Genomic DNA, 22,504 nt, shown 5'->3' on the forward strand with positions numbered 1-22,504 from the left:
CCTAGGCGGAGGCGGACGCGATATAGCGCTCCACATTCCGCTCCAGCACATCCATCGGCACATTGCCGCCGAGGATCACTGCATCGTTGAACGCCTTGAAATCGTATCGGCTCCCCAACTCGCGCTCTGCACGCGAGCGCTGGTCGACGATGCGGCTGTGGCCGAGCTTGTAGCCGGTCGCCTGCCCCGGCCAGCTGCAATAGCGATCGACTTCGCTCTCCACCTCGCCGCGCTTGCTGCCGTTGCGTTCGACGAAGAACTGGACGGCGCGCTCGCGGCTCCAGCCCTTGGCGTGAAGGCCGGTATCCACCACCATGCGGCACGCGCGGAAGGCGAGACTTTGCAGATAGCCGAGGCGGCCGACCGTGAATTCGTCGTATGCGCCCAGTTCTTCGGCCATCTGTTCGCCATAGAGAGCCCAGCCTTCGCTGAACGGGTTGAAGGCGAGGATCGAGCGGATGAGCGGCAGGCGATTGGAATATTCGCCCTCCCACACGTGACCGGGGATCGTCTCGTGATAGGTCAGGTCGGCGAGATCGTATTTGCGATGCAGGTCGGTGTCTCGCAGATTGATCCAGAAGCGGCCCGGGATGGAGCCGTCCTTGCTGCCCGCGCCGCCATAGGCGCCCGGCGCGCCGACTTCTTCGGCCGGCGGGATGCGCTTCACTTCCATGTTGGGATCGACCAGCGTGTTGAAGGCGCGCGGCATCTGGCCCTTGATCCAGTTCACCCGGTCCCAGATGAACTCCATGATCTCTTCGCGGCCCGGATCGCCTTCTGCGAACTTGTAGCGCGGATCGTTGCCGAGTTCCTGCATCCGTTCGCCGACCGAGCCACTGGTGTAGCCGATATCGCGCAGGATCGGGTCCATGCGCGCGTGCAGCGCATCGAGTTCTTCGAGGCCCTGGTTGTGGACCTCGTCGGGGGTGAGGCGCGTGGTCGTGCTGGAGCGCAGGGCCCAGGCGTAGAATTCCTCGCCCTGAGGGCGCGCGGAAATGCCCGGCGCGTCGCTGGCGACGGCGCGTTCGGCGCGAAGTTCGGCAAGCTGGCGCTGCAGTGCCTCGGCAATCGGACCGGTTTCCAGTGTCAGGGCGCGGTTGGCGTGGCTTTCCGGCATGCCCTTGGCATCGAGCTTGGCGCGCAGATCGTCGGCGAAAAGCTCGCCCTTGCCGGCGCTGGCGATGGTCTGCTCCATCTGGCCGATCGCCTTGTCGAGCAGGAAGGAGGGCGGCACGACCCCCATGCCGCGCGCTGCGCGAATGCGGGCCAGCTCGCCATCGAAGACCGAGGGCATCTGCTCCATGCGCTCGATATAGGCGTCGGCATCGTCGCCGTTTTCGACATTGTGGCTCGACTGCATGAAGCGCGGCAGGGCGAGGTATTCGCGCACGTTCTGGATCACGACATAGGGCGCGGTCCGCCAGTTGCCGACCGGCGTGTCGCCATAAGGAAGCGCAAAGCCGTCGAGCGCGAGTTCGTAGGCGCTTTCGACGACTTCGAGATTGGTCAGGTTTTCGCTGTCCAGGCCTTCGCGCGGGAAGGCGCGGACGCGCTCGAGGTCTTGCCTGAGAGTGTTCGCATAGGCCTGTTGCCCCGCGGGCGACTGGTCTTCCAGCTTGCCGCGAAGATGCGCGTATTGGCCGGTATCGACGCCAAGTCCGGTAGCGCGCTCCGGCTCGTGGGCGAGCAGGTTGTAGCCGACGACTTCAAGCAGGCGCTCGGCACCGATCGTCTGAGCCGCCGAAATGCCTTCTGGACGGGGGATTGCGGCGCATCCGCCGAGGGTGAGAGCGCTGGTCGCGCCAAGTCCTGCGATGAACTGGCGGCGGGTGGTTTCAAAGGTTTGGGTGGTCATGCGCGGCGGTTTGGGGCCGCCGCGCTCACCTTGTCAAATCAATCGAGGAATTCGGGCGGGACGCGGCCACCATTGGCCGACAATTCCTGCATGGTGCGGCGGTGCAGCCAGATGTTGTCTTCCGCCGTGCCGCTGTAATCTTCGCGGCCAAGCTCCTGGGCCAGAGCCTTGCGGTTTTCATAGCTGGAATCGACGTTGATCAGCTTCATCAGGTCGACAATGCTGGTGCGCCAGTTGAGGCGATCGGCGCCGGGCATGGAATCGAGACTGTTCTCGACATTGACCATGGGCACGCTCCGGTCCTGCTGCGGGGGGACACCGGCCGGGGTATTGGCAGGCGGCGCTTCCTGCGCCTTGGCTTCCTTGCCGAAAATCGCGTCCTTGATCTTGCTGAAAATACCCATCGCTGAATCCCCTTTGTGAAAGATTTCGCAGTCAGAGTGACTGCACCTTTGTTAAACGATAAAGACGTTCGGACGTTCCGCCGCCAAACGCCGGATACACCCATCGAAAATCGGGGAAATCATGCTCGACACTGTTCTATCGCTCACCGTTCTTGCTGCGGCCCTGCTGGTTTTCGGCGCGTGGATGCTGTGGAAGCGGACGGGCAATCTCAGGAATGCGGGCCTGATGGTGCTGCTGGCGATCATCGCCGTCGTGAACGTGATGATCTGGACGGTACCCACCGCAGACGGAGAAGCCCCGCTCGACAAGGTCGAACGGGGCTCTCGCTGACGCTGCCCGATCGGGAGGCTCAGTCGGGCAGCTGCCAGAGGACGGAGCCGGTATAGCTTCCCGCCACCGGCTCGCCCGAGCGACCTCGGGCGGGCTCGAACTTCGCGCGTTTCTGGACCAGCACGCAGGTTGCGGCATCGAGTTCGGAGTGTCCGGTGGAACGGGTCACCTGGCACCCGGTCACCTTGCCGGTCGCCGCGATATCGAGCTTGAAAGTTGCGGTGCCGGTCAGGTCGCGGCGCGCCCAGCTCGACTTGTAGTCACGATCGCTCAGCCAGCGGCCCGGATCGTTGCGCGGCTTGGCACCTACGGGATCGAAGCCGCTGGGTGTGGGCGAGGGGACCGGATCGAGCTTGGTCGGACCCGGCTTGGGCATGGGCTGCGGCGGCAGGATCAGATCGGTGGTGGGGATGACGGGCTTGATATCCGACAGCGACAGGTCCGGCTTGGGCACCGTGATGGGCGGTGTCGTGGCGACTTCCGGTACGGCATCGGTGGCGGGTTCCGGCGGAGGCGGAGCCGGGGGCGGCGGCTCGTCCTTGATGTCCCAGGTGTCGAGTATGTCCGGCTTTTCGACGATGCCTGCCGTTACGGTCAGGCCGGTGATGACGGCAAAGCCGATGGCAGCCTGCACACCGATGGCGGCGAGCATGCCGGCCGGCGATGCCTTCCTTGTATCTGCATAGGCCATAGTCTTTCCTCTCCTTGCGACTCTAGGCTGCAATGTTACAACATTACACCATGAATGCAAGAGGTACGAGTTTGGACGCGCGGATGACGCAGCGATCCTGTCAGGAAAGGCTTTAATTTACTGATAAATCGGGTCGGAGCCGCCCGTCAGCAGATCACTTGATCGGGCAGCTCGGATCGAGGCGGAAGTCGAGGTAATTGTCGACCGACTTCATCAGTTCTTCCTGCTCGTTCTCGAAGAAGTGGTTCGCACGCGGGATTTCTTCGTGGTGCACGGTGATGTGCTTCTGCGTGCGCAGCTTTTCGACGAGCTTGGTAACGGCGCCCGGCTGGACCACCGTGTCCTGCGCGCCGTGGATGAAGATCCCGCTGGCGGGGCAGGGTGCGAGGAACGAGAAATCGTACATGCTGGCAGGCGCGCCGATGCTGATCCAGCCGCGGATTTCCGGGCGGCGCATGAGCAGCTGCATACCGATGAGCGAACCGAAGCTGACACCGGCAACCCAGGTCACCTGCGCTTCGGGATGGACCTGCTGCACCCAGTCGAGCGCGGCTGCGGCATCGGACAATTCGCCGATCCCGTTGTCGAAGCTGCCCTGGCTGCGGCCAACGCCGCGGAAGTTGAAGCGCAGCGTGGCGAAGCCGCGATTGACGAAGGTCTTGTAGAGCCGCTGCGTAATCTGCTCGTTCATGGTGCCGCCGCCCTGCGGGTGCGGGTGGAGGATCATCGCTACGGGCGCGCGCGGACGCGGTGCGGGAGAGAAACGGCCTTCGAGGCGGCCTTCGGGGCCGGGAAAGATCACGGTCGGCATGGGGAGATGTACCCTGTCGGAAATTTTCGATGGCGCAGGCCGGATATGGCTTGCGCGAGGTTGCGCGCTATATAGGGTTTCGCTGCGAAATCGCAATTATATTGAGCACGTCCCGTCAAGACACGAATTTATCTCGATCATGCCGCCACCACGCCGCTGCGCCCCGAAGCGCGCGCCGCGATGGAAGAAGGCTTCGACCTTTGGGCAAATCCCAGTAGTCCGCACGCCGAAGGCCGCAAGGCCCGCGCCGCGCTGGAAGATGCCCGCGAACGGGTGAAACAGGCGCTCGGCTGGGAGGGGGAGGTGATCTTCACCTCCGGAGCGAGCGAGGCAGCGGCGCTGGCGCTGGGTCAGGCAAAAACGGGCGCACGGCTGGTTTCGGCGGTGGAGCACGATGCCATCCTGAAAGCGGCTCCCGATGCAGAAAGGCTGCCGGTCCTGCCCGATGGAGCGCTCGATCTGGAGGTCCTGTCCGAAGCCGTCCAGCGAGAGCGACCGCTTGTCGCCGTACAGCAAATCAATTCCGAAACAGGCAATCGGCAGGACCTCGCCCCGATTGCCGGAATGGTGCACCAAGCTGGTGGTCTCGTGCTCGCCGATTGCGCCCAAAGCGCAGGCAAGCTCGCGCTTCCGCCTTGCGACTTGGCAATAGTCTCTGCGCATAAATTTGGCGGTCCTATCGGAGTTGGCGCACTGCTTGTGAAAGACTTCGCGATGCTCGAACCGGCGGGTGGGCAAGAACGCGGGTACCGACGCGGCACCGAGAATTTGCCTGGCGCGGCTGGCATGGCGGCAGCGCTGGAAGCTGCGCACTCTCCCTATCTCGATCCCTTCGTGCTCGAACCGCTCGATGCAATTATTGCCCACTGCCGCGAAAGCGGTGGCAAATTCCTGTCTGACGGCCTTTCCGACCCCACGCCTTATATCCGCGCCATCGCCATGCCCAAGATGAGCGGTAGCGCGCAGGTCATGCGGTTCGACATGGCGGGTATCTCGGTCTCGCAAGGCAGCGCCTGTTCGTCCGGCACGATGAAGACCAGCCACGTGCTACAGGCGATGCAGGTCGAAGCCGACGTTGCCGACCGGACCATTCGCGCCAGTTTCGGCTGGAACACCACGCGCGAAGAAGTGGAACGCTTCTGCGAGGTATGGCTTGAATTGGCGAAGGCATGACGTTCATCGCGGCCGCCTGCGCCGCCAATCCCTTTCCTACTCCGGAACGACGGGCCACGATCCGATCCATGACGAATTCAGTTTTTCTCCGCGCAAAGCAGCAAAGTGTCACCCTGGTGGCTCGTGCGAAAAATCCCGCAATTCCGGGCGTCTCGACGCGTTCAGGGCGGGTGACAGGGTGTAAACTTCGTCGCCTTTGCCCGGCACGGGCAGCGGCATGATCTACCTTGACTACCAAGCCACGACCCCGCTCGCCCCCGAAGCGCGCGATGCCATGATGCGCTGGCTCGACGGGCCGGGCGGTACCGGGTTCGGCAATCCGCACTCCCCTCACAAGATGGGCCGCGAGGCCAAGGCCGCGATCGAATTCGCGCGCGACCAGGTGGCGGCGCTCTTCCCCGCCGGCGGGAAGGTGATCTTCACCTCCGGCGCGACCGAAGCGCTCAATCTCGCCATTCGCGGGACGCGGGCAAGGGACGGAGGCAGCGGGACCGTCAGCGTGTCCGCCATCGAACATTCCGCCGTGCTCGACACGGCGAAGGATGCGGGCAAATGCCATGTGCTGAACGTCGCCAAGGACGGGCAGTGCAATACCAAGCAGGACCTGCCGCAGGACACCCGGCTGGTCTGCCTGATGCAGGTGAACAACGAGATCGGCGTGATCCAGCCCACGGTCGAATGGCACCGCAAGGCGAAGGAGAACAACGCGCTTTACCTGTGCGATGCGGTGCAGGCCTATGGGAAGATCGAGGTCACCGGCGCGGACATGATCGCGATCAGCGCGCACAAATTCCATGGGCCCAAGGGCGTGGGCGCTTTGTGGGTGCGCGACGGGGTCGATTTGCACGAGGTCCAGACGGGCGGCGGGCAGGAATTCGGCCTTCGCTCCGGCACGCTATCGCCTGCGCTGATTGCGGGCATGGGCGCTGCCGCTGCCGAGGCCAAGGATCGCATGGAGCAGGATGCCGAGCACGTGCAGAAGCTCTGGAAACGGGCGACCGAAATCTTCGACAAGTGGGAACTCAACGGCAGCGCGGAGGCGCGCTATCACGGCAATCTCAACATCCGCCCGCGTGGTCCCAATGGCGGCGGCCTCGATGTGGGCCGGTTGATGAGCGAGTGCCGCAACGTGATGTTCTCGGCAGGGTCCGCCTGCGCCAGCGGATCTGGACGCACCAGCCATGTGCTCGAAGCCATCGGCCTGCCTAAGAAACTCACCAAGGCGTCCATCCGCCTTGGTTTCGGGCGCTACACCACGCTTGATGAAATCGAGGAGGCGGGGCGCATCATCAACGAGGCAGCAGAGGCGCAGGGATCGCTATGAGGGTCGTTTTTCACACTACCGATGGCAAGCGGGTGGAAGCCGAGGGAATCGCTGGCGACAGCCTGTTGAAGGTGGCGCAAGCAGCAGGCATGCCGCTGGAAGGTACGTGCGAGGGGCAGATGGCCTGTTCGACATGCCATGTGGTCGTGGACGCCGACTGGTTCGACCGGCTTCCCGAGGCAAGCGAGGAAGAGGAAGACATGCTCGACCTAGCTGCAGGCGTGCGCCGCACCAGCCGCCTGTCCTGCCAGATCTTGCTTGAGGACGGCCTCGACGGGTTGAGCGTGGCGATCCCGGCGGAAAGCCACGACATGAGCAGGGGCTAACCCGCCTCGTCCATGCGCACTTCGCGTTCGCGCGGGATGTAGGCGGGTACGGGTTCGTTGCCTGCCGCCGCGTCCATCTTGGAGGCCGCTGCCAGCATGTGTTCGCGAAGGCGGCAATGCATTGCCCAGCCGACCTTGGGATCGACGGCGCGGACCATGAAGCGCACGACCATCGCCTTGGCGTTCTGGTTGATGACTTCGCAAACGGCATCTTCGGGATCGATGACGTCGTCGTCGTTCTCGATGAATTGGGAGAATGGTTCGCGCAGCGCTTCGACATCGGCGCGGTTGTCGAGTTCCAACTCGACATGCATCATCAGGCTGGCGTCCTTCTTGGTCCAGTTCTCAAAGCTTTCGCTGGTGAAGGCGCTGACAGGGGCGATGACGCGGCGCTCGTCCCAAGTGCGCAGGCGCAAGTGGGTGAAACCGATCTTTTCGACGTAGCACCACTGGCCGTCGTAATGGACCGCATCGCCGATCCGCGCGGTCTGAGCGAAAGCGATCTGGACGCTGGCCATGATGTCGCCCAGCACCTTTCGCGCGGCGAAGACGAGGACGAGGCCGAGCACGCCGGCCGACGCGATGATGGAGAAGCCGAGGGTGGTAGAGATATTGCTGGCGACCAGCAGGAAGCCCACACCCGCCAATAAGAGCGCTGCGGTTATGATGCGCCGGATGGCACTGAGCTTGGTGTAGAAATTGCGGTCTTCGTTGTTTTCCGGCGCCTCCAGCTTGGTCGTCCGGCGGTCGGTGGCGAAATCGAAGAGCGCTTCGATCACGGAGAGCGCGATCCCGAGGATGGCGGCGACGATGAGGATGAGCTGTAAGGGATCGAGCAGGTCGCGCACCGGACCGGAGAGGCGGAAAAAGGTTTCCCTTACGAGCGCGATGGTCCCGGCAAAGGCCAGCAGCGTCGCCGGCAGGTGGACCGCGCTCACGACACCGTGCCGCTTGGTCTCTTCGTCGAGATGCTTGCGCCAACGGTTGAGCGCGAAATAGGTCAGCGCGGCGGCCAGCGCACCGACGAGCAGGATAATTGGCAGGGCGATGACTTCCCACCAGGCCAGCGTCCAGAACGCTTGCTTGCGCAAGGGTGCCGGCAGCATCTCTTCGAATTTGGTCGGGCCGTAGACTTCGTAGAGCGCTGGGACATTGTCGACGGTCTGGCGGCTGAAAACCCACAGCGGTTCGCCGTCTGGTGCCTGGACACGGGCGATGCGGATCGGGACGGACCGGTTGTCCAACGCCAGCCTGCCGATCGTGATCGAACGGCGCGGCACGCCAGCCATGGGGTCCTTGCTGCTCGTGCCGGTGTCTACCGCATCGGGGCGGTCCGGCAGTGCGGCCCAGTCGACCGGAACGGAGCGATGGACGAGGTCATAGAGTTTTGCCGCAAGATCCTGCGGGTCTCCGTCGGCGATATTGGCCATGTCGAGACCGGCGGCGGCGCTTTCCCAGTCGCCCGCTTCGCCTGCCGCGAGGAAGCTTTCCATCAGCCCCATCGGGGTGTCGAGATCGAGCGGCGCGGTCGGCCCGGCCTCGAATTCGAGTTGCTCGACCTCGTAGACGTAAGGCTCGCTATCTTCCGCAACCGCGATGCCTTGCGCCATCACCGGCGGAGCGGACAAGCCGGCGGCCGCGAGCAACAGGACCAGGATCGAGCGAAGTAGTTGTTGTTTCCCCATGCCATTCCCAATGCTTGCACGCACTCAAGGGTCCAAAAAGGGACAAAACCCCGCCGCATTGCTGCGACGGGGCCATCCTCTCTCCTCGAGAGTGATCTAGCGGTTAGGCGCTTTCGAGTTCGCGCTTCTCGGCAGTTTGACCGAGCATTTCGATCAGCGCCTTGCTGAATGCCGGAATGTCGTCGGGGTTGCGGCTGGTAATGAGGTTGCCATCGACGACGGCTTCCTTGTCGACCACGTTCGCACCTGCATTCTTCAGGTCGGTACGGATCGAGGGCCATGCGGTGACCGTCTTGCCCTTGATGAGATCGGCTTCGGCGAGCAGCCACGGTGCGTGGCAGATCGCGGCGATCGGCTTGCCCGCCATGTCGAATTCGCGGACGATCGCAATGGCGCGCTCGTTCATACGCAGGATGTCGGGATTCATCTGGCCACCCGGGAGGAGCAGAGCGTCGTAGCCCGAACAGTCGGAAATCTCGTCGACCGTCTTCTCTACGGCAACGCTGTCGCCCCAATCCTTCTGGTCCCAACCCTTGATTTCGCCCTTTTCGAGACTCACGACAGTGGTTTCGAAACCGGCGTCTTCCAGATTGGCCATGGGCTTCATCAGCTCCGACTGCTCGAAGCCGTTGGTGGCGAGGATCATGATGCGCTTTGTCATAGGGTAACTCCTTGATTTTCTGTTACCCATGCAACGTGTGGGGACAGCGCTGTGTTCCGTACTGACAGCCGAGCCGTGGCTCTGATAGGGCAGGGCGTATGGCCACTACCGATCTTGATGATTCTGGCGTCGATCCGTTCGACGCGATCGTTGATGCACCTTTCGACTCCGCCCTGTCGGAACGCTATCTCGTCTACGCGCTGAGCACGATTACCGCACGCTCGCTGCCCGATCTTCGTGACGGGTTGAAGCCGGTCCACCGGCGCCTGCTGTGGACCATGCGCCAGCTCAAGCTGGACCCATCGAGCGGGTTCAAGAAGTCCGCCCGCGTGGTCGGCGAAGTCATCGGTAAGTACCACCCGCACGGCGACACGGCCGCTTATGATGCGATGGTCCGTCTCGCCCAGGATTTCGCGCTGCGCTATCCGCTCGTCGAAGGGCAGGGCAACTTCGGCAATATCGATGGCGATAACGCTGCCGCATATCGCTACACCGAAGCGCGCCTGACCAAGACCGCGATGCGCCTGATGGAGGGGCTGGACGCGGGCACGGTCGACTTCATCCCGACCTACAATAACGAGGAAGAAGAACCGGAAATCATGCCGGGTCTCTTCCCCAACCTGCTCGCCAACGGCGCGAGCGGGATCGCGGTGGGCATGGCGACCAATATCCCCTCGCATAACGTCGCCGAGATCGTCGATGCGACGCTGGAGGTGATCGACAATCCCCATGTCGAACACCCGCGCCTGATGGAGTTGTTCAAGGGGCCGGACTTCGCCACGGGCGGGGTCGTTCCCGAAAGCGCGGATACGATCAGCCATGCCTATGAAACGGGACGCGGGTCGTTCCGCGTGCGTGGGCGCTTCCATGCGGAAGAGGCGGAGAAGGCCGAAGATCGCGAAGCGGGGATCGAGCGGCTGGGCGGCGGCCAGTGGCAACTGGTCATTTCCGAAATTCCCTACCAGGTCGCGAAGGGCAAGCTAATTGAGCAGATCGCACAAGCGATTGCCGACAAGAAGCTGCCGATCCTGGAGGACGTGCGCGACGAAAGCGACGAGTCCATCCGCATCGTGCTCGTGCCGCGCAGCCGCAATGTCGATCCCGAGCTGCTCAAGGAGAGCATCTACAAGCTCACCGACATGGAAACGCGTTTCGGCCTCAACCTCAATGTGCTGAATGCCAGCCGCACGCCGATGGTCATGGGGCTGAAGGAACTGCTCGAAAATTGGATCGCCAGCCAGATCGACATCCTCCAGCGCCGCAGCCGCCACCGGCTCGAACAGATCGCCAAGCGGCTGGAGCTGGTCGAAGGCTATATCATCGCCTTCCTCAACCTCGACCGCGTTATCGAGATCATCCGGACGGAGGACGAGCCGAAGCCGGTCATGATGGAGGAATTCAAGCTTACCGACCGGCAGGCCGAAGCGATCCTCAACATGCGCCTGCGGTCCTTGCGCAAGCTGGAGGAAATGCAGCTTCGCAATGAGAAGGACGAGTTGCTGAAAGAACAGGACGAGCTTGAGAAACTGCTTGGCTCCCCGGCTCGCCAGCGCACGCGCCTGAAGCGCGATCTCAATGCGCTGCGCAAGGAATACGGACCTGACACCGATCTGGGCCGCCGCCGCACGACGATCGAAGAGGCGGCACCAGCAGTCGAATTCAGCATGGACGCGATGATCGAGAAAGAGCCGGTCACCGTGATCCTGTCGCAGAAGGGCTGGGTACGCGGTGCCAAGGGCCACCTGCCGCTGGACCAGGAATTCAAATACAAGGAAGGCGACGCTCCGGCCTTTGTCCTGCACGCGCAAACGACCGACAAGCTACTGCTGGTCGGTGCCGACGGCCGTGTCTTCACGCTCGGGGCCGACAAACTGCCGGGTGCGCGCGGGTTCGGTGAACCGGTCCGCAATACGCTCGACATCGAGACGAGTACCCAGATCGCGGCCGTAATCGTCCATCGCGAAGGGCAGGAAGTCCTGCTCGCCGCAGATACCGGCAAGGGTTTTGCCGCAACCACCGACGCCATGCTCGCCGAAACGCGAAAGGGCCGCCAGGTCGTCAATCTGAAGGGCGATGCGAAGCTGGTCGTTGCGCGGGCTATCGAGCAAGGGCACGACCACGTCGCCGTCGTCGGCGACAACCGCAAGCTGGTGGTTTTCAACCTCGAGGAATTGCCGCGCCTCGCAAAGGGCCAGGGCGTGAAGCTGCAAAGCTATCGCGATGGTGGCCTGTCGGATGCGACCACGTTCAAGCTGGAAGAGGGGCTCAGCTGGACGATGGGCGGCAAGGGCGACCGGACCCGTACCGAAGGCGACATGTGGCAGTGGAAGGTTGCGCGTGGCGGTGCAGGCCGCCTCCCGCCGCAAGGCTTCCCGCGCGACAACCGGTTCGGATAGCAGAAAGGCCGGAAGCGCTTTCGCACTCCCGGCCCCTTGCGACCCTGAAACTGGGCTCAGGGAATTTGTAGTCTTCGCTTACTCGGCAGCATCGCCTGCAGCGGCTTCGGCCTGCTTTGCGCGAGCCTGTGCCGGCGTCAGGATTTCGGCGCCTTCCGGAACCGGGGTGAAGCTCGGTGCGATATCGGCAGCGTTGAACAGAACTATCAACGCGCCGTTAGCGTCCAGGGCGAAGTTATCGCGTGTCATCGTGACGATGCCAGCGTCGCTCTTGATGATCGCCATGTCTTCGCTGTCGATGGTGTAGACCGTGCCGAGCATCTGACCGTCGGCGCTGAGTACCGCTGCGTCGACAACAAGTGCGGCGTCACGCTTGGCGTTGGCTTCTGCGATTTGTGCATCGATCATGCCGTCGAGCTGGGCCTTGGTCACGGTAATGGTCGGGCCGGTTTCGCCCTGGCCGTACATTTCGACGCCCAGCGGAACCTTGTGCTTGCCGGTGTCGAGCACGGCTTGGCCGTTTTCGACCGAAACGATAGTTCCGACGGCATTGCCTTCGGGACCGGTCACGGTAGCGCCTGCAGCGACCTGCTCGTTGGCGAGGGCGGGGGTGGCGGCGAGTGCGACGGCAGCGACGGCCAGCTTTGCGAACTTCATGGACGAACTCCTAAACTTGTTCAGATTATGCGAACCCCATGCGCATCTGTGCGCGCTAAGGGTCCTGTGGAAAATTTGAGCGGCTGCGGAGAACAAAGCCTCACGCCGATGCCGCATGCCCCCTCCAGGAAGCGGGCGCTCTATGACAAACCGATCGCTGGGAAGCAACCGCGTGAGCCAGTTATGCTGCAGTGCAGCTTAAGCCAAGCTGAAGCCGGGGATGAACCGAAGGATCGGCGCGACGAACTGTCCTGGATACGTGCTGCAACGCTGCAATCAACCAGGCGAACGGGCGGACAGCTCTTCTTCAAGCAATTGCGCGACGCGGCTGGCGTCGGGAAATTCTTCCTCGACCCAGCGGGCCTCGACGGCTTGCAGGATGCGTGCAACCTCCGGACCCGCGCCGACCCCGCGCGCAACGATCTCGCCGCCTTTCAACGGCAATCGCGGGACATCCCAACCGGACAGCGGGGCTATGTCGGAGCCCCCGATAAGCAGCCGGTCGCGCGCGCATTCCATACCTTCGGCATAGGCAAGAGCGCGCGGGGCCTCTGCATCCGCATCCTTGCGCTCGGCAGCGCAGGACAAGCGCGCACGCTGAGCGCGCGAAAGGCGTAGCCGGGCGGCGACGGCCTGAGCGATGGAGGGAATTGGCGGGAGGAGAGCGGCCAGACGACGGACGGGATCACCTTCTAGATCGAGCTGCGCCTCATGGGCGACAAGCGCGGCAAGGACTTTCTGCTCCCTCTCGCGTGCTTCGGGAAGGATAACCTCGAGCACGCCATGCTCTGCCATCAACGCTATCGAACCACGCGGGTCGGGAAGGGCAAGGATGCCCAGCAATTCCATCGCCACCCGTTCGCGGCTGAGACCCTTGAGCGTGTGCGCCAGATCGGAGCATGCCGAGATCGCCTCGCTTTCGGGACTATCGCCAAACCGCGCCTGGAATCGGAAATACCGGAGGATCCGCAGGTGATCTTCCCGAATACGTTCCCGAGCGTCGCCGATGAACCGCACCCGGCGCTCTGCCAGATCGGCCAATCCGCCGAAATAATCGTCGATCTCAAGTGTGTCGGGGTGTGCGTAGAGCGCGTTGATCGTGAAATCGCGACGCGCCGCATCTTCGCGCCATTCTTCAGCGAATGCGACCGTGGCGCGTCGACCGTCGGTCGAGACATCGCGACGCAGGGTCGTGATTTCGACCGGGCCATTCGGCAGGATCGCCGTCACCGTTCCGTGGTCGATACCGGTCGGAACCGTACGGATGCCCGCCTCCTTGCAGCGATCGATAACGGCATGGGGCACGAGTGTGGTGGCGAGGTCGATATCGTGGATCGCCTTGGCCAGCAGCGTGTCGCGCACAGCGCCGCCGACATAGCGGGTGTTGTCGGCACCCAGCGCCGCCACGAGGGCGGCGAGGTCGGTGCGCTTCGTCCAGGCGGCGTCGGGCAGGCGGGTCATGGCAGCGCCTTTAGAACGCTCATGCCTTCCACGCCAGCCGCCGCGAGAGGTTGATGCAGATCGCAGCGGTCACACCCCAGATGCGGTAGCCTTCGTGATCCATCTCGTAATAGCGGCGCATCGCGCCTTTCCAGAAAACCTCGTTCTCCCGCCAGTTCTCCGGATGCATGAGGAGCGATAGCGGCGCTTCGAACCAGCTTTCGACTTCGCGCGGGTCGGGACGAATAGGCAGGTCGTGAGGAACGGTGGCAAGGACCGGCGTGATGTCGAAACCCGTACCGGTCTGGTAGCGGTCTGTCGTGCCGATCACCCGCACGTGCTGCCGCTCGATGCCCAGTTCCTCCCACGCCTCGCGCAGGGCGGCGTCCACGGCATGCTCGCCTTCGTCGAGTTTGCCACCGGGGAAAGCGACCTGGCCGGGATGGTCGCGCATGGTCCGCGGACGCTGGGTGAGTAGCACTGTCGGGTCGGCGCGGTCCGTCACCGCGATGAGGACTGCCGCATCGGCCGTGCGGTCTAGATCAGCAAAACGTTCGTCGCTCAGCAGCTCGGGCGAGGGCGCGGCGTGGCCCTGCTCGAACAAGTGGGTGAGGCGATCGAACAGTTCGCTCATGCAGGCTGTAGCGAGAACCGCTCTCCGCCGCTGGTCACACTCCAGTCCTCGCCGTTCCCCAGCGCAATCTGGGCGAGCTGTTCGTAGGTCGAGCGATTGAGGCGTGCCTCGCAGCCGCGCCTGACGTGGACATAGAGGCGCGGTTTCTCGGTATCGCCAGCCGCGCGGATGGGGTTGTCCGGTCCCGCGACCACCAACTCATCGGTATTGATGCGGAAGGCGAGGTTGCCCTCCGTCTCGCTGACGTCGGTGGCGATGAAGCAGGCGTCCTCGACGTCGATGGATAGCTTCTGGAACGGGGTGACAAGCCAATACCGCCCATCGTCCTCCCGCCTTAATAGCCCCGCGAAAGCCCGGACCATCGCCGGCCTGGAGATAGGGCTGCCTTCGTGTAGCCAGGTGCCGTCTTCCAGGATTTGCATATGGCTCTCACCGACCTGTTCGGGTGTCCATTGTTCAACAGGAGGCAGCTTGCGCGCCTCGACCTGCTCGGCAATCTGGGCCAGCGACAGTCCGGCAAGTTCCGGGGGAGGGGTATATACCATGCCCCGCTATTTGGGGCGGCGCGCGGCTTAGCGCAACTCTATGCGGGCCACGGTCCAAGCATGCCTTCGTTCGGAAGCACGCCGGGATTGCTGGTCCGCACCAGCAGCCGATCTTTTTCGAAGGGCCCGGGGCAGTGCCAACCGCCCGTATGCTGCGCGGTGAAGTCCCAGCGCGCGTAGTATTCCGGGTCGCCGATCATGACCTGCGGCAAGGGCATGGCACCGGTTTCGAAACCGCTTTCGATTGCACCGAGGCTTGCCGCCATCAGCGCCTTGCCGAAACCTTCGCCCTGCCGTCCAGGCATGACCGCAACCGGGCCGACCATGATCATAGGGTGAGGCCTGCCCTCGGGATCGACGAGGGCGACGGGCCACAGCTGGATGGTTCCGGCAAGGTATTCGTCTTCGTCGAGCACGGCGAAGCTCAGCGCCTCGAGCGCTTCAACCCCTTCGCGGATCCGATAGGCGGTGCGCGCGTGCCGCTGCTGCCCGAATGCCGCGTCGAGCAATTGCTCGACCAGTGCAGGGTCGATTGCGGAAAGGGGTACGATAGTCGCCATAGCGGCGCGGCGATTAGGGCCGCACCGCCATCAAGTCGACCAAGTTTCGCTTATTCGGGGCGAAGTTCCAGCAGGCGGCCCGTTTCCCCGTCTTCGAGGACCCAGAGTGCGCCGTCCGGGCCTTCGATGACAGAGCGGATGCGGTTGCCCATGTCGTAACGCGCCACTTCGCGCGCGTTCTCGCCATCCACTTCGACCCGGATCAAGGCCTTGGTCTTGAGGCCGGAGATCATCGCATCGCCCTTGAGCCCGGGAAACAGGTCCCCGCGATAGAAAATCATGTTTCCAGGCGCGATGACCGGCGTCCAGTTGATCGCGAACTTCTCGAACCCGTCGTCGGCGGTATGATCGGGAATGTCGTCGCCATCGTAGTGATCGCCGTTCGAGCGTAGCGGCCATCCATAGTTGGCGCCGCGCTTGACGAGATTCAATTCGTCGCCGCCTGCCGGACCGTGCTCGATTTCCCACAAGCGGCCGCTCGCATCGAAGTCGATGCCGAGGAGGTTGCGATGGCCCCACGACCAGATCTGGTCGCTCGGGCTGCCCTGTCCGGCCAGCGGGTTACCGGCAGCGGGAGTGCCGTCGAGGTTGAGGCGCACCACGGTGCCGAGCGTGTTCGAAGTGTCTTGCGCCGGTTGCATCTTCTGGCGGTCGCCGCTCGTGATGAAAAGATATCGCTCGTCCGGGCTGAACGCGATGCGGTGGGAATAATGGCCGCGGCCCGTCACCTTGGGCGCCTGGCGCCAGATGACGTCGAGCCCCTCAATGCTGCACTCGTCGGCCTGCTGGCACACCAATGTGCCACGACCAACCACGGCACCGCGCGTATCGCCTTCACCCGCTTCTGCCCAGCTCAGATAGATCGTGCGGCGGTCGGTGCCCTGGCCTGCCTCGCTGGGTAGGAAAGCGATTTCGCCCAAGCCACCCTGGCCGCCATAATCGACCTCGGGCACGCCGGTGACAGTGCCCAGCCTTCCACTGGCGAGATCCTTGAACTTGATGCTGCCTGCCTGTTCGGTGATGAAGATCATTCGGGTGCCGGGGAGGAAGGCCGAAGCCCATGGATCGGCGAACGATCCGTGTTCGGTAATCGCGAACTCGCCTGAGAATTCGCCTGCCACCGGGGTTGGCGTCGATGTCGCCGAGCTGCCTCCATCGGTGGAGTAACCGCCTCCACAGCTTGCGGCCATCAGCAGCGGGGATAGGGTGGCGGCAATAACCGATAGGCGTTTCATGATCTCTTCATCTCCCGAACAAGGTCTGGGCCAAGCTCCGCTGATCATCGGCGTGGACGAGGCCGGTCGCGGACCGCTTGCCGGTCCTGTTGTCGCTGCCGCCGTGGTCTTGTGCAACCCGTGCCCCGAAGGCCTCGACGATTCCAAAAAGCTCAGCGCCGCTCGCCGTTCCGCGCTGGAGCCGCAAATCGTCGAAAATTGTGCTTGGGGCCTCGGCATCGTCGGCGTTGAGGAGATCGACAGGATTAATATCTTCCAGGCCACAATGCTCGCAATGACGCTCGCCGTTTCCCGTCTGGTGGACACTTTGGGAGAGGAGCCCGAAGCTGTGCTCATCGACGGGAACCAGACGCCGCATGGCCGCTGCGATGCCTGGCGCTGGCCCGCGCGTGCGATCGTGGGGGGCGACGGCAAAGAAAAGGCAATCGGCGCCGCGTCGATCCTGGCCAAGGAATATCGCGACCGCGTCATGCGCGATGCGGCGGATCGTTTTCCCCACTACGGATGGGAGCGCAACGCCGGTTATGGAACGCCCCAGCATCTCGAAGCATTGCGAACACACGGACCGAGCCCGCTGCACCGCCGCAGCTTTGCGCCGGTATCGCAAATGGAGATGTTCGCGTGACCTTTGCCTATTCCGATATTCCCGACCAGAGCGGCAAGACCGCGATCGTCACCGGCTCCAATACCGGCATCGGGCTGGAAATCGCCCGCGGCCTGTCGCGCAAGGGCGCGCGTGTGATCCTAGCTTGCCGCGATGGGGACAAGGCCAAAGCGGCGATGGACGATATCGCGAGCGGGCCGGAGGAGGCGGATCTCGATTACCTGCACCTCGATCTCGGCAATCTCGCTTCGATCCGCGAGGCCGCCGAAAAGGTGAAGGGGGAGAAGAAGATCGACATCCTGGTGAACAATGCCGGGATCATGGTGCCGCCGCTATCGCACTCGATCGGCGGCACGGAATCTCAATTCGCGGTGAACCATCTCGGACATTTCGCATTCACCGGCCTGTTGCTCGACAAGCTGGCGCAGGACGGCGGTGCGCGGGTCGTGTCGCAGTCGTCCATCGCGCATAAGGGCGCCAAGATCGATTTCGACAATCTCGACGCGAGGCACGGCTATTCGCGCACGAAGTTCTACGGCCAGAGCAAGCTGGCCAACCTTCTCTTTGCGCTCGAACTGGACCGCAGGCTGCGCGCCGCGAACTCGCCGGTCGTATCGATTGCCTGCCACCCGGGCGTCGCGCAGACGGAACTGACACGTCACCTCGGCCTGCTCGGCAGCGTTTTTGGCCCCGTCATCGGGCTCGCCCTAAATTCTGCCGAGGACGGTGCCATCCCGGCCTTGCAGGCCGCCACAGATCCGCAAGCCGAGGGCGGCGACTATTTCGGCAGCTGGGGCTTCCGCGAAATGAGCGGCAAGGCATCGGGCAAGGCCTATGCCACACGCACGGCCCGCGACCCGCTGCTGGCTGCCCGCTTGTGGGAGAAGTCGATCGACCTGACCGGCGTCGATCCGGGTCTTGCGCCCGCCGAGAGCTAATCCAGCCGAAAACACCGACGAAAAGAGTCTTCCGGGTCACACCGCATCATGTTGAGTCCGCCGAATTCGTGCGGACTCAACATCTTGTGGGGGACTCCTTTCGTTCTCCCTCAGGAGTTGTGTGTCGAAGCGATATGCAACCCAGAAGCTGCTTGACGTGGAATCGGTTTGGACTCACCCTGTGGATAACTAAGCCAAAGGGGACGGTCACATGGGGGTCATCGAGACCACGAAATCGCGCGTTCAGCGCACAGAAAGAGCGGTCGAACTCCCGCTCGAATTGCCCGTGGGCAAGATCCTCGAAGGCGATTGCGTGGAAGCCATGCGCTCCATCCCGACAGCCAGCGTCGACCTTGTTTTCGCGGATCCGCCATACAATCTCCAGCTTGGCGGCGATCTCAACCGGCCCGACGGCAGCCATGTCGATGCAGTGACCGACGATTGGGACAAGTTCGACACCTTCAAGGCCTATGACGATTTTACCCGCGCCTGGCTGGTCGAGGCGAAGCGCATCCTAAAGCCCGATGGCGCGCTGTGGGTCATCGGCAGCTATCACAACATCTACCGCGTCGGCGCGATCCTGCAGGACCTGGGCTTCTGGATCCTGAACGATATCGTCTGGCGCAAGTCGAACCCGATGCCTAATTTCCGCGGCACTCGCTTCACCAATGCGCACGAGACGCTGCTGTGGTGCAGCCAGGGCGAGAAGGCGAAGTATCACTTCAACTACCGCGCGATGAAGACGCTCAACGACGAGCTCCAGATGCGCAGCGATTGGGTCCTGCCGATCTGCAACGGCGCAGAACGCCTGAAGGAAGGCGGCACCAAGGTTCACCCGACGCAGAAACCCGAAAGCCTGCTTTACCGTGTGCTGCTATCGACCACGGAGAAGGGCGACGTCGTGCTCGACCCCTTCTTCGGCACCGGTACGACCGGTGCGGTGGCCAAGCGTCTCGGCCGCCAGTGGATCGGCTGCGAGCGCGAAGGCGTCTATCGCAACGCTGCGATCAAGCGGATCGAGAAGGAACTCCCGCTCGACGAAAGCGCGCTCACCACGATGCAGGCGGGCCGCAGCGCACCCAAGGTGGCTTTCGGCGCGCTGGTCGAAAACGGTTATCTGAAGCCCGGCACCGAACTGTTCGACAAGAAGCGGCGCTGGAAAGCCATCGTCCGCGCCGACGGGTCGCTCGCGTGCGGCAAGCAGACCGGCAGCATTCACGGCCTCGGCAAGGAATTGCAGGGCGCGCCCAGCTGCAACGGCTGGACCTTCTGGCATTACGAAGTCGATGGGGACGTGAAACCGATCGACGCTGCGCGCCAGCTCTACCTGCTGGCCGTCGAGGACTGAGGACACGCCGTAAGGGGCGGTTTGCGATCCTATTCTGCTTCGCGGACCAGCCGGTCCTCAGAAACACCCCGGGCCTTGAGCGCGCTCGACACGTCGTCCTCCATCGGAGGGGGTCCGCACAAATAGAACATGTTGCCGAAATCGAGGCCTGCCTCGTCGAGGAAATCGCCGTCGACCTGGCCATGGTGGATCCCGTCGACGTCTTCGTCGCTCAGGACGAGGTCCAATCGGAGCCCCGGCATCTTCTCGAGCTCCTCACGAAGAATGATGTCCTTCTCTTTGCTATTCGAGAAGATCAGCCGGTAGCCGTCCAGCGACCCATGGCTCTTTTGCCGCGCACGAAGAATGGCGAGCAAGGGCGTCAAACCGGCACCGCCGGCGATGATCACACCGGGACCCTTGTCCTCGATCGCGCCCCACGGGCCCTCGATCAGGACACCGTCACCTGCTTCCATCATGCCGATCTGTTCTGTGACGCCGTCATGCGAAGGATATGATTTGATCGTAAACTGAAGATGGTCCGCGCCGGGCAGGGAGGTAAAGGTGAAGGGGCGTTTCTCGTCCCTCCATCCATCGCGGTCCAGCGCGAGATCGGTGGCCTGCCCCGGGCGGAACTCGAAGCCCTCCGGCCGCTCGAAAGTCAATTCGTGGACGTCGTGGGTGACCGGGCGGATGCTGTGGAGCGTCAGTTCATGGGGCATCGGAATCTCGTGTTGCGTCCGGAACGGACCCGGGCTGTTTGCAACCCGAGCAATGGGCGAGAGCCAAGGGGAGTTCCCAGAAGACTGTCGCTCGCAGCCCCGAAAATGGCGGATAAACGCCCTTTTTGCACCAGTCATCGTGAGAGTGCAGAATTGCCACAAGTTCCCGAATTTTGGCCGGAACCTGCCTTGCGCAGCCTCGTTGGGCGAACCGATGCGCAACGAGCGCAGGCCAAATTACGGAGAAGACTCTTGAACAAGATCCTTATCACGACCGCGGCCGCCGCCGGCCTGGTAGCTATCCCCAGCGCAGCCGCTGCGCAGGGCACTTACGTAAGCGTAACTGGTGGTTACGTTCTGCCCTCGGATTCCGACAACAGCGGTGAAACCACCGCCGATATCGCCGCAACCGACGATTTCGGTGCCATTCCGGCTGGTACCAGCGTGGGCTGGAATACCGAATTCGACAACGGCTTCGAAGCCAGCGGCGCCATCGGTTATGCCACGGCATCTGGCCTGCGTTTCGAAGGCCAGCTGTTCTACAATTCGTATGACGTTGAGACGCACAGCGGCCTCACCGTCGGTGGTGGCAATATCGACACCGTCGACGTCGCCGTGCTGACCCGCGGTGCCGCCGACGATGCCAACCCGACCGTCGGTGCGGTGATTGCCGACGGGCAGGGCGATGTCTCGAACTTCGGCCTGTTCGGTAACGTCTATTACGACATCGGCGGACCGGACGCGACCTTCAAGCCGTTCGTCGGCGCAGGCCTCGGCTATCAGTGGACCGATGTGAACTACCAGCCTTCGGGCGTGGATGTGGCTGACGATAGCGACGGCAGCTTCGGTTACCAGTTGATGGCAGGTGCCGGTTTCGAAGTGAGCGAAGGCCTCGATATCTTCGCCCAGTACACCTATCGCGACAGTTTCAACGATCCGGAAGTCGAACTGAACCTGCTTCCGGCTACGCTTGAAGTGGAAACGCAGCAGTCGATCGTGTCGCTCGGCGTGCGCTTCAACTTCGGCGGTTGATCTCGGACAAGAATTTGGAACGGGCGCTCCTGTGAAGGGGCGCCCGATTTTCGTTCGCGAGGTGCCTGGACCACACCGCCCGATTTCGCGTGACAGCCTCTCCACATATGATAACTTTGACGACCAGATGCCCGACCTCAAGCCATTCGAAGAGCTTAGCGCCGACCACCTGCGGCTGATCCTTCAGACCGGCCATATCGGCATCTGGGAATTGGACGTGAGCAGCGGTCTCGCACTGCGCAACGCGCATCACGACGCGATTTTCGGATATGAGGAACGGCTGGACGAATGGACTTATGACAAGTTCATCGAACACGTCGTCCCCGAGCAACGTCAGTTGGTCCACGACCTGCAACAGGCTGCTATCGAGAAGGGCGAAGTCTGGTCCTTCGACTGTGCCATTCGGAAGAATGACGGGGAGTTACGCTGGATCAGCGCCTCGGGCCGACCGCTGATGGGACCGGATGGCAAGGTGGCCAAGCTGATCGGTCACGTGATCGACATCACCGATACCAAGCAGCGCGAAAACCGGCTCACGCTCCTGACCGAAGAGCTCAATCATCGGGTTCGCAACATGCTGGCGGTGATCAAGTCGATCGTGCGATTGTCGTCGCGCAAGGCGGACGACATCGCAGGATTTGCAAAATCGCTGGAGGGGCGCGTCGAAGCTCTCGCTCGAAGTCATCGCCTGATGGTCAGCGATGCTTCCGAAACCCTCACATCGCGCGCGATACTGGAAGCGGAGCTGGCAGCGTTTCCGAGCCTTGAGAAGAGGGTTGAAATCGAGGTGGGTGGCGACAAGGAGCTTTCCGGCGCCGCCGGTCAGGGACTCGCTCTAGTCTTCCACGAGCTTGTCACGAATGCGCTGAAATATGGCGCACTTTCGAATTCGGATGGTAGGGTTTTTGTCAGCATTTCCGCAAATGGAGACGCGCTCGACATTGCCTGGCGCGAGGAAGGCGGCCCCAGGGTCGAGGCTGTCCACGAGGATGGTTTCGGCTCCCGCCTGATTGCAGATGCGATCGGATCGGCCGGCAGAGTCGACCTGCGGTTTCCTGCAGCTGGCGTCGAATGCGATATCTGCCTGCACACGCTCGTCTGAAGATTGTCATACTGCCGTGGCCCACATTACTCGGGGCACATGAGCTGACGA

Annotated in this window: 23 protein-coding genes; 10 read left to right on the forward strand and 13 right to left on the reverse strand. The window is 62.9% G+C overall.

What is annotated here, in order from left to right; all coding sequences use genetic code 11:
- Window position 1 precedes the first annotated feature (1 nt).
- Both CVE41_RS11360 and CVE41_RS11365 read right to left on the reverse strand, forming a co-directional pair.
- Window positions 2-1,855, reverse strand: coding sequence for a DUF885 domain-containing protein (locus CVE41_RS11360; protein WP_100260757.1), 1,854 nt, complete (start codon window positions 1,853-1,855; stop codon window positions 2-4).
- Between the two features lie 38 nt (window positions 1,856-1,893).
- On the reverse strand, window positions 1,894-2,259 hold the full coding sequence (locus CVE41_RS11365; RefSeq protein WP_100260758.1) for a DUF3597 domain-containing protein: 366 nt from the start codon (window positions 2,257-2,259) through the stop codon (window positions 1,894-1,896).
- Between the two features lie 121 nt (window positions 2,260-2,380).
- On the opposite strand from CVE41_RS11365, the gene CVE41_RS11370 reads away from it, so the two are divergent.
- A complete protein-coding gene (locus CVE41_RS11370; protein ID WP_100260759.1) occupies window positions 2,381-2,590 on the forward strand; it encodes a hypothetical protein in 210 nt (69 codons plus the stop codon).
- A 19-nt stretch (window positions 2,591-2,609) separates the two neighbouring features.
- On the opposite strand, the gene CVE41_RS11375 is transcribed toward CVE41_RS11370, so the two are convergent.
- Both CVE41_RS11375 and CVE41_RS11380 read right to left on the reverse strand, forming a co-directional pair.
- The gene (locus CVE41_RS11375) at window positions 2,610-3,281 is read right to left on the reverse strand and encodes an energy transducer TonB (RefSeq protein WP_100260760.1); all 672 of its coding nucleotides are present in this window, start codon (window positions 3,279-3,281) and stop codon (window positions 2,610-2,612) included.
- 154 nt (window positions 3,282-3,435) lie between these two features.
- Window positions 3,436-4,092, reverse strand: a complete 657-nt coding sequence (locus CVE41_RS11380; RefSeq protein WP_100260761.1) for an alpha/beta hydrolase — start codon at window positions 4,090-4,092, stop codon at window positions 3,436-3,438.
- Window positions 4,093-4,218: 126 nt separating this feature from the next.
- Between CVE41_RS11380 and CVE41_RS11385 the strand changes: the two genes are divergently transcribed.
- The 3 genes from CVE41_RS11385 to CVE41_RS11395 all read left to right on the forward strand — a co-directional run bounded on the left by CVE41_RS11385 (window position 4,219) and on the right by CVE41_RS11395 (window position 6,915).
- Complete coding sequence (locus tag CVE41_RS11385) at window positions 4,219-5,265, forward strand: cysteine desulfurase family protein (RefSeq protein WP_100260762.1); 1,047 nt, start codon at window positions 4,219-4,221, stop codon at window positions 5,263-5,265.
- A gap of 217 nt (window positions 5,266-5,482) precedes the next feature.
- Window positions 5,483-6,589, forward strand: coding sequence for a cysteine desulfurase family protein (locus CVE41_RS11390; protein WP_100261499.1), 1,107 nt, complete (start codon window positions 5,483-5,485; stop codon window positions 6,587-6,589).
- On the forward strand, window positions 6,586-6,915 hold the full coding sequence (locus CVE41_RS11395; protein WP_100260763.1) for a 2Fe-2S iron-sulfur cluster-binding protein: 330 nt from the start codon (window positions 6,586-6,588) through the stop codon (window positions 6,913-6,915). Before CVE41_RS11390 ends, CVE41_RS11395 begins: the two co-directional genes overlap by 4 nt.
- Here CVE41_RS11395 and CVE41_RS11400 read toward each other — a convergent pair.
- Together CVE41_RS11400 and CVE41_RS11405 are read right to left on the reverse strand one after the other, a co-directional pair.
- Window positions 6,912-8,600, reverse strand: a complete 1,689-nt coding sequence (locus tag CVE41_RS11400) for a mechanosensitive ion channel family protein (protein WP_100260764.1) — start codon at window positions 8,598-8,600, stop codon at window positions 6,912-6,914. The two genes, CVE41_RS11395 and CVE41_RS11400, sit on opposite strands and share 4 nt — an antisense overlap.
- Window positions 8,601-8,703: 103 nt before the next feature.
- Window positions 8,704-9,261, reverse strand: a complete 558-nt coding sequence (locus CVE41_RS11405) for a type 1 glutamine amidotransferase domain-containing protein (protein ID WP_100260765.1) — start codon at window positions 9,259-9,261, stop codon at window positions 8,704-8,706.
- A 98-nt stretch (window positions 9,262-9,359) separates the two neighbouring features.
- On the opposite strand from CVE41_RS11405, the gene parC reads away from it, so the two are divergent.
- A complete protein-coding gene (gene parC, locus CVE41_RS11410; protein WP_100260766.1) occupies window positions 9,360-11,657 on the forward strand; it encodes a DNA topoisomerase IV subunit A in 2,298 nt (765 codons plus the stop codon).
- A gap of 78 nt (window positions 11,658-11,735) precedes the next feature.
- On the opposite strand, the gene CVE41_RS11415 is transcribed toward parC, so the two are convergent.
- From CVE41_RS11415 to CVE41_RS11440, 6 genes are all read right to left on the reverse strand, one after another.
- Window positions 11,736-12,314, reverse strand: coding sequence for a hypothetical protein (locus CVE41_RS11415; RefSeq protein WP_100260767.1), 579 nt, complete (start codon window positions 12,312-12,314; stop codon window positions 11,736-11,738).
- A 276-nt stretch (window positions 12,315-12,590) separates the two neighbouring features.
- Entirely contained in the window at window positions 12,591-13,775 is a 1,185-nt protein-coding gene (locus CVE41_RS11420) for a CCA tRNA nucleotidyltransferase (RefSeq protein WP_100260768.1), read from the reverse strand.
- Between the two features lie 19 nt (window positions 13,776-13,794).
- On the reverse strand, window positions 13,795-14,388 hold the full coding sequence (locus CVE41_RS11425) for a CoA pyrophosphatase (protein WP_100260769.1): 594 nt from the start codon (window positions 14,386-14,388) through the stop codon (window positions 13,795-13,797).
- Window positions 14,385-14,933, reverse strand: a complete 549-nt coding sequence (locus CVE41_RS11430; RefSeq protein WP_100260770.1) for a DUF1285 domain-containing protein — start codon at window positions 14,931-14,933, stop codon at window positions 14,385-14,387. The genes CVE41_RS11425 and CVE41_RS11430 overlap by 4 nt, the downstream gene beginning before the upstream one ends.
- A gap of 38 nt (window positions 14,934-14,971) precedes the next feature.
- Window positions 14,972-15,493: a GNAT family N-acetyltransferase gene (locus CVE41_RS11435; RefSeq protein WP_100260771.1), complete on the reverse strand. Its 522-nt coding sequence runs from the start codon at window positions 15,491-15,493 to the stop codon at window positions 14,972-14,974.
- A gap of 50 nt (window positions 15,494-15,543) precedes the next feature.
- Window positions 15,544-16,728, reverse strand: a complete 1,185-nt coding sequence (locus CVE41_RS11440; RefSeq protein ID WP_100260772.1) for a PQQ-dependent sugar dehydrogenase — start codon at window positions 16,726-16,728, stop codon at window positions 15,544-15,546.
- Here CVE41_RS11440 and CVE41_RS11445 point away from each other — a divergent pair.
- The 3 genes from CVE41_RS11445 to CVE41_RS11455 all read left to right on the forward strand — a co-directional run bounded on the left by CVE41_RS11445 (window position 16,727) and on the right by CVE41_RS11455 (window position 19,618).
- A complete protein-coding gene (locus tag CVE41_RS11445) occupies window positions 16,727-17,353 on the forward strand; it encodes a ribonuclease HII (protein WP_100260773.1) in 627 nt (208 codons plus the stop codon). The two genes, CVE41_RS11440 and CVE41_RS11445, sit on opposite strands and share 2 nt — an antisense overlap.
- Entirely contained in the window at window positions 17,350-18,270 is a 921-nt protein-coding gene (locus CVE41_RS11450) for an oxidoreductase (RefSeq protein ID WP_100260774.1), read from the forward strand. The genes CVE41_RS11445 and CVE41_RS11450 overlap by 4 nt, the downstream gene beginning before the upstream one ends.
- A gap of 211 nt (window positions 18,271-18,481) precedes the next feature.
- Complete coding sequence (locus CVE41_RS11455) at window positions 18,482-19,618, forward strand: site-specific DNA-methyltransferase (RefSeq protein WP_100260775.1); 1,137 nt, start codon at window positions 18,482-18,484, stop codon at window positions 19,616-19,618.
- A 29-nt stretch (window positions 19,619-19,647) separates the two neighbouring features.
- On the opposite strand, the gene CVE41_RS11460 is transcribed toward CVE41_RS11455, so the two are convergent.
- Entirely contained in the window at window positions 19,648-20,319 is a 672-nt protein-coding gene (locus tag CVE41_RS11460) for an FAD-binding oxidoreductase (protein ID WP_100260776.1), read from the reverse strand.
- Window positions 20,320-20,571: 252 nt separating this feature from the next.
- Between CVE41_RS11460 and CVE41_RS11465 the strand changes: the two genes are divergently transcribed.
- Window positions 20,572-21,351 (forward strand): outer membrane beta-barrel protein, encoded by a 780-nt coding sequence (locus CVE41_RS11465; RefSeq protein ID WP_157799497.1) that lies wholly within the window; start codon window positions 20,572-20,574, stop codon window positions 21,349-21,351.
- A 127-nt stretch (window positions 21,352-21,478) separates the two neighbouring features.
- Entirely contained in the window at window positions 21,479-22,453 is a 975-nt protein-coding gene (locus CVE41_RS11470) for an HWE histidine kinase domain-containing protein (protein WP_157799498.1), read from the forward strand.
- Window positions 22,454-22,504 lie beyond the last annotated feature (51 nt).

Source organism: Qipengyuania seohaensis, from assembly GCF_002795865.1.
Classification (GTDB): domain Bacteria; phylum Pseudomonadota; class Alphaproteobacteria; order Sphingomonadales; family Sphingomonadaceae; genus Qipengyuania; species Qipengyuania seohaensis.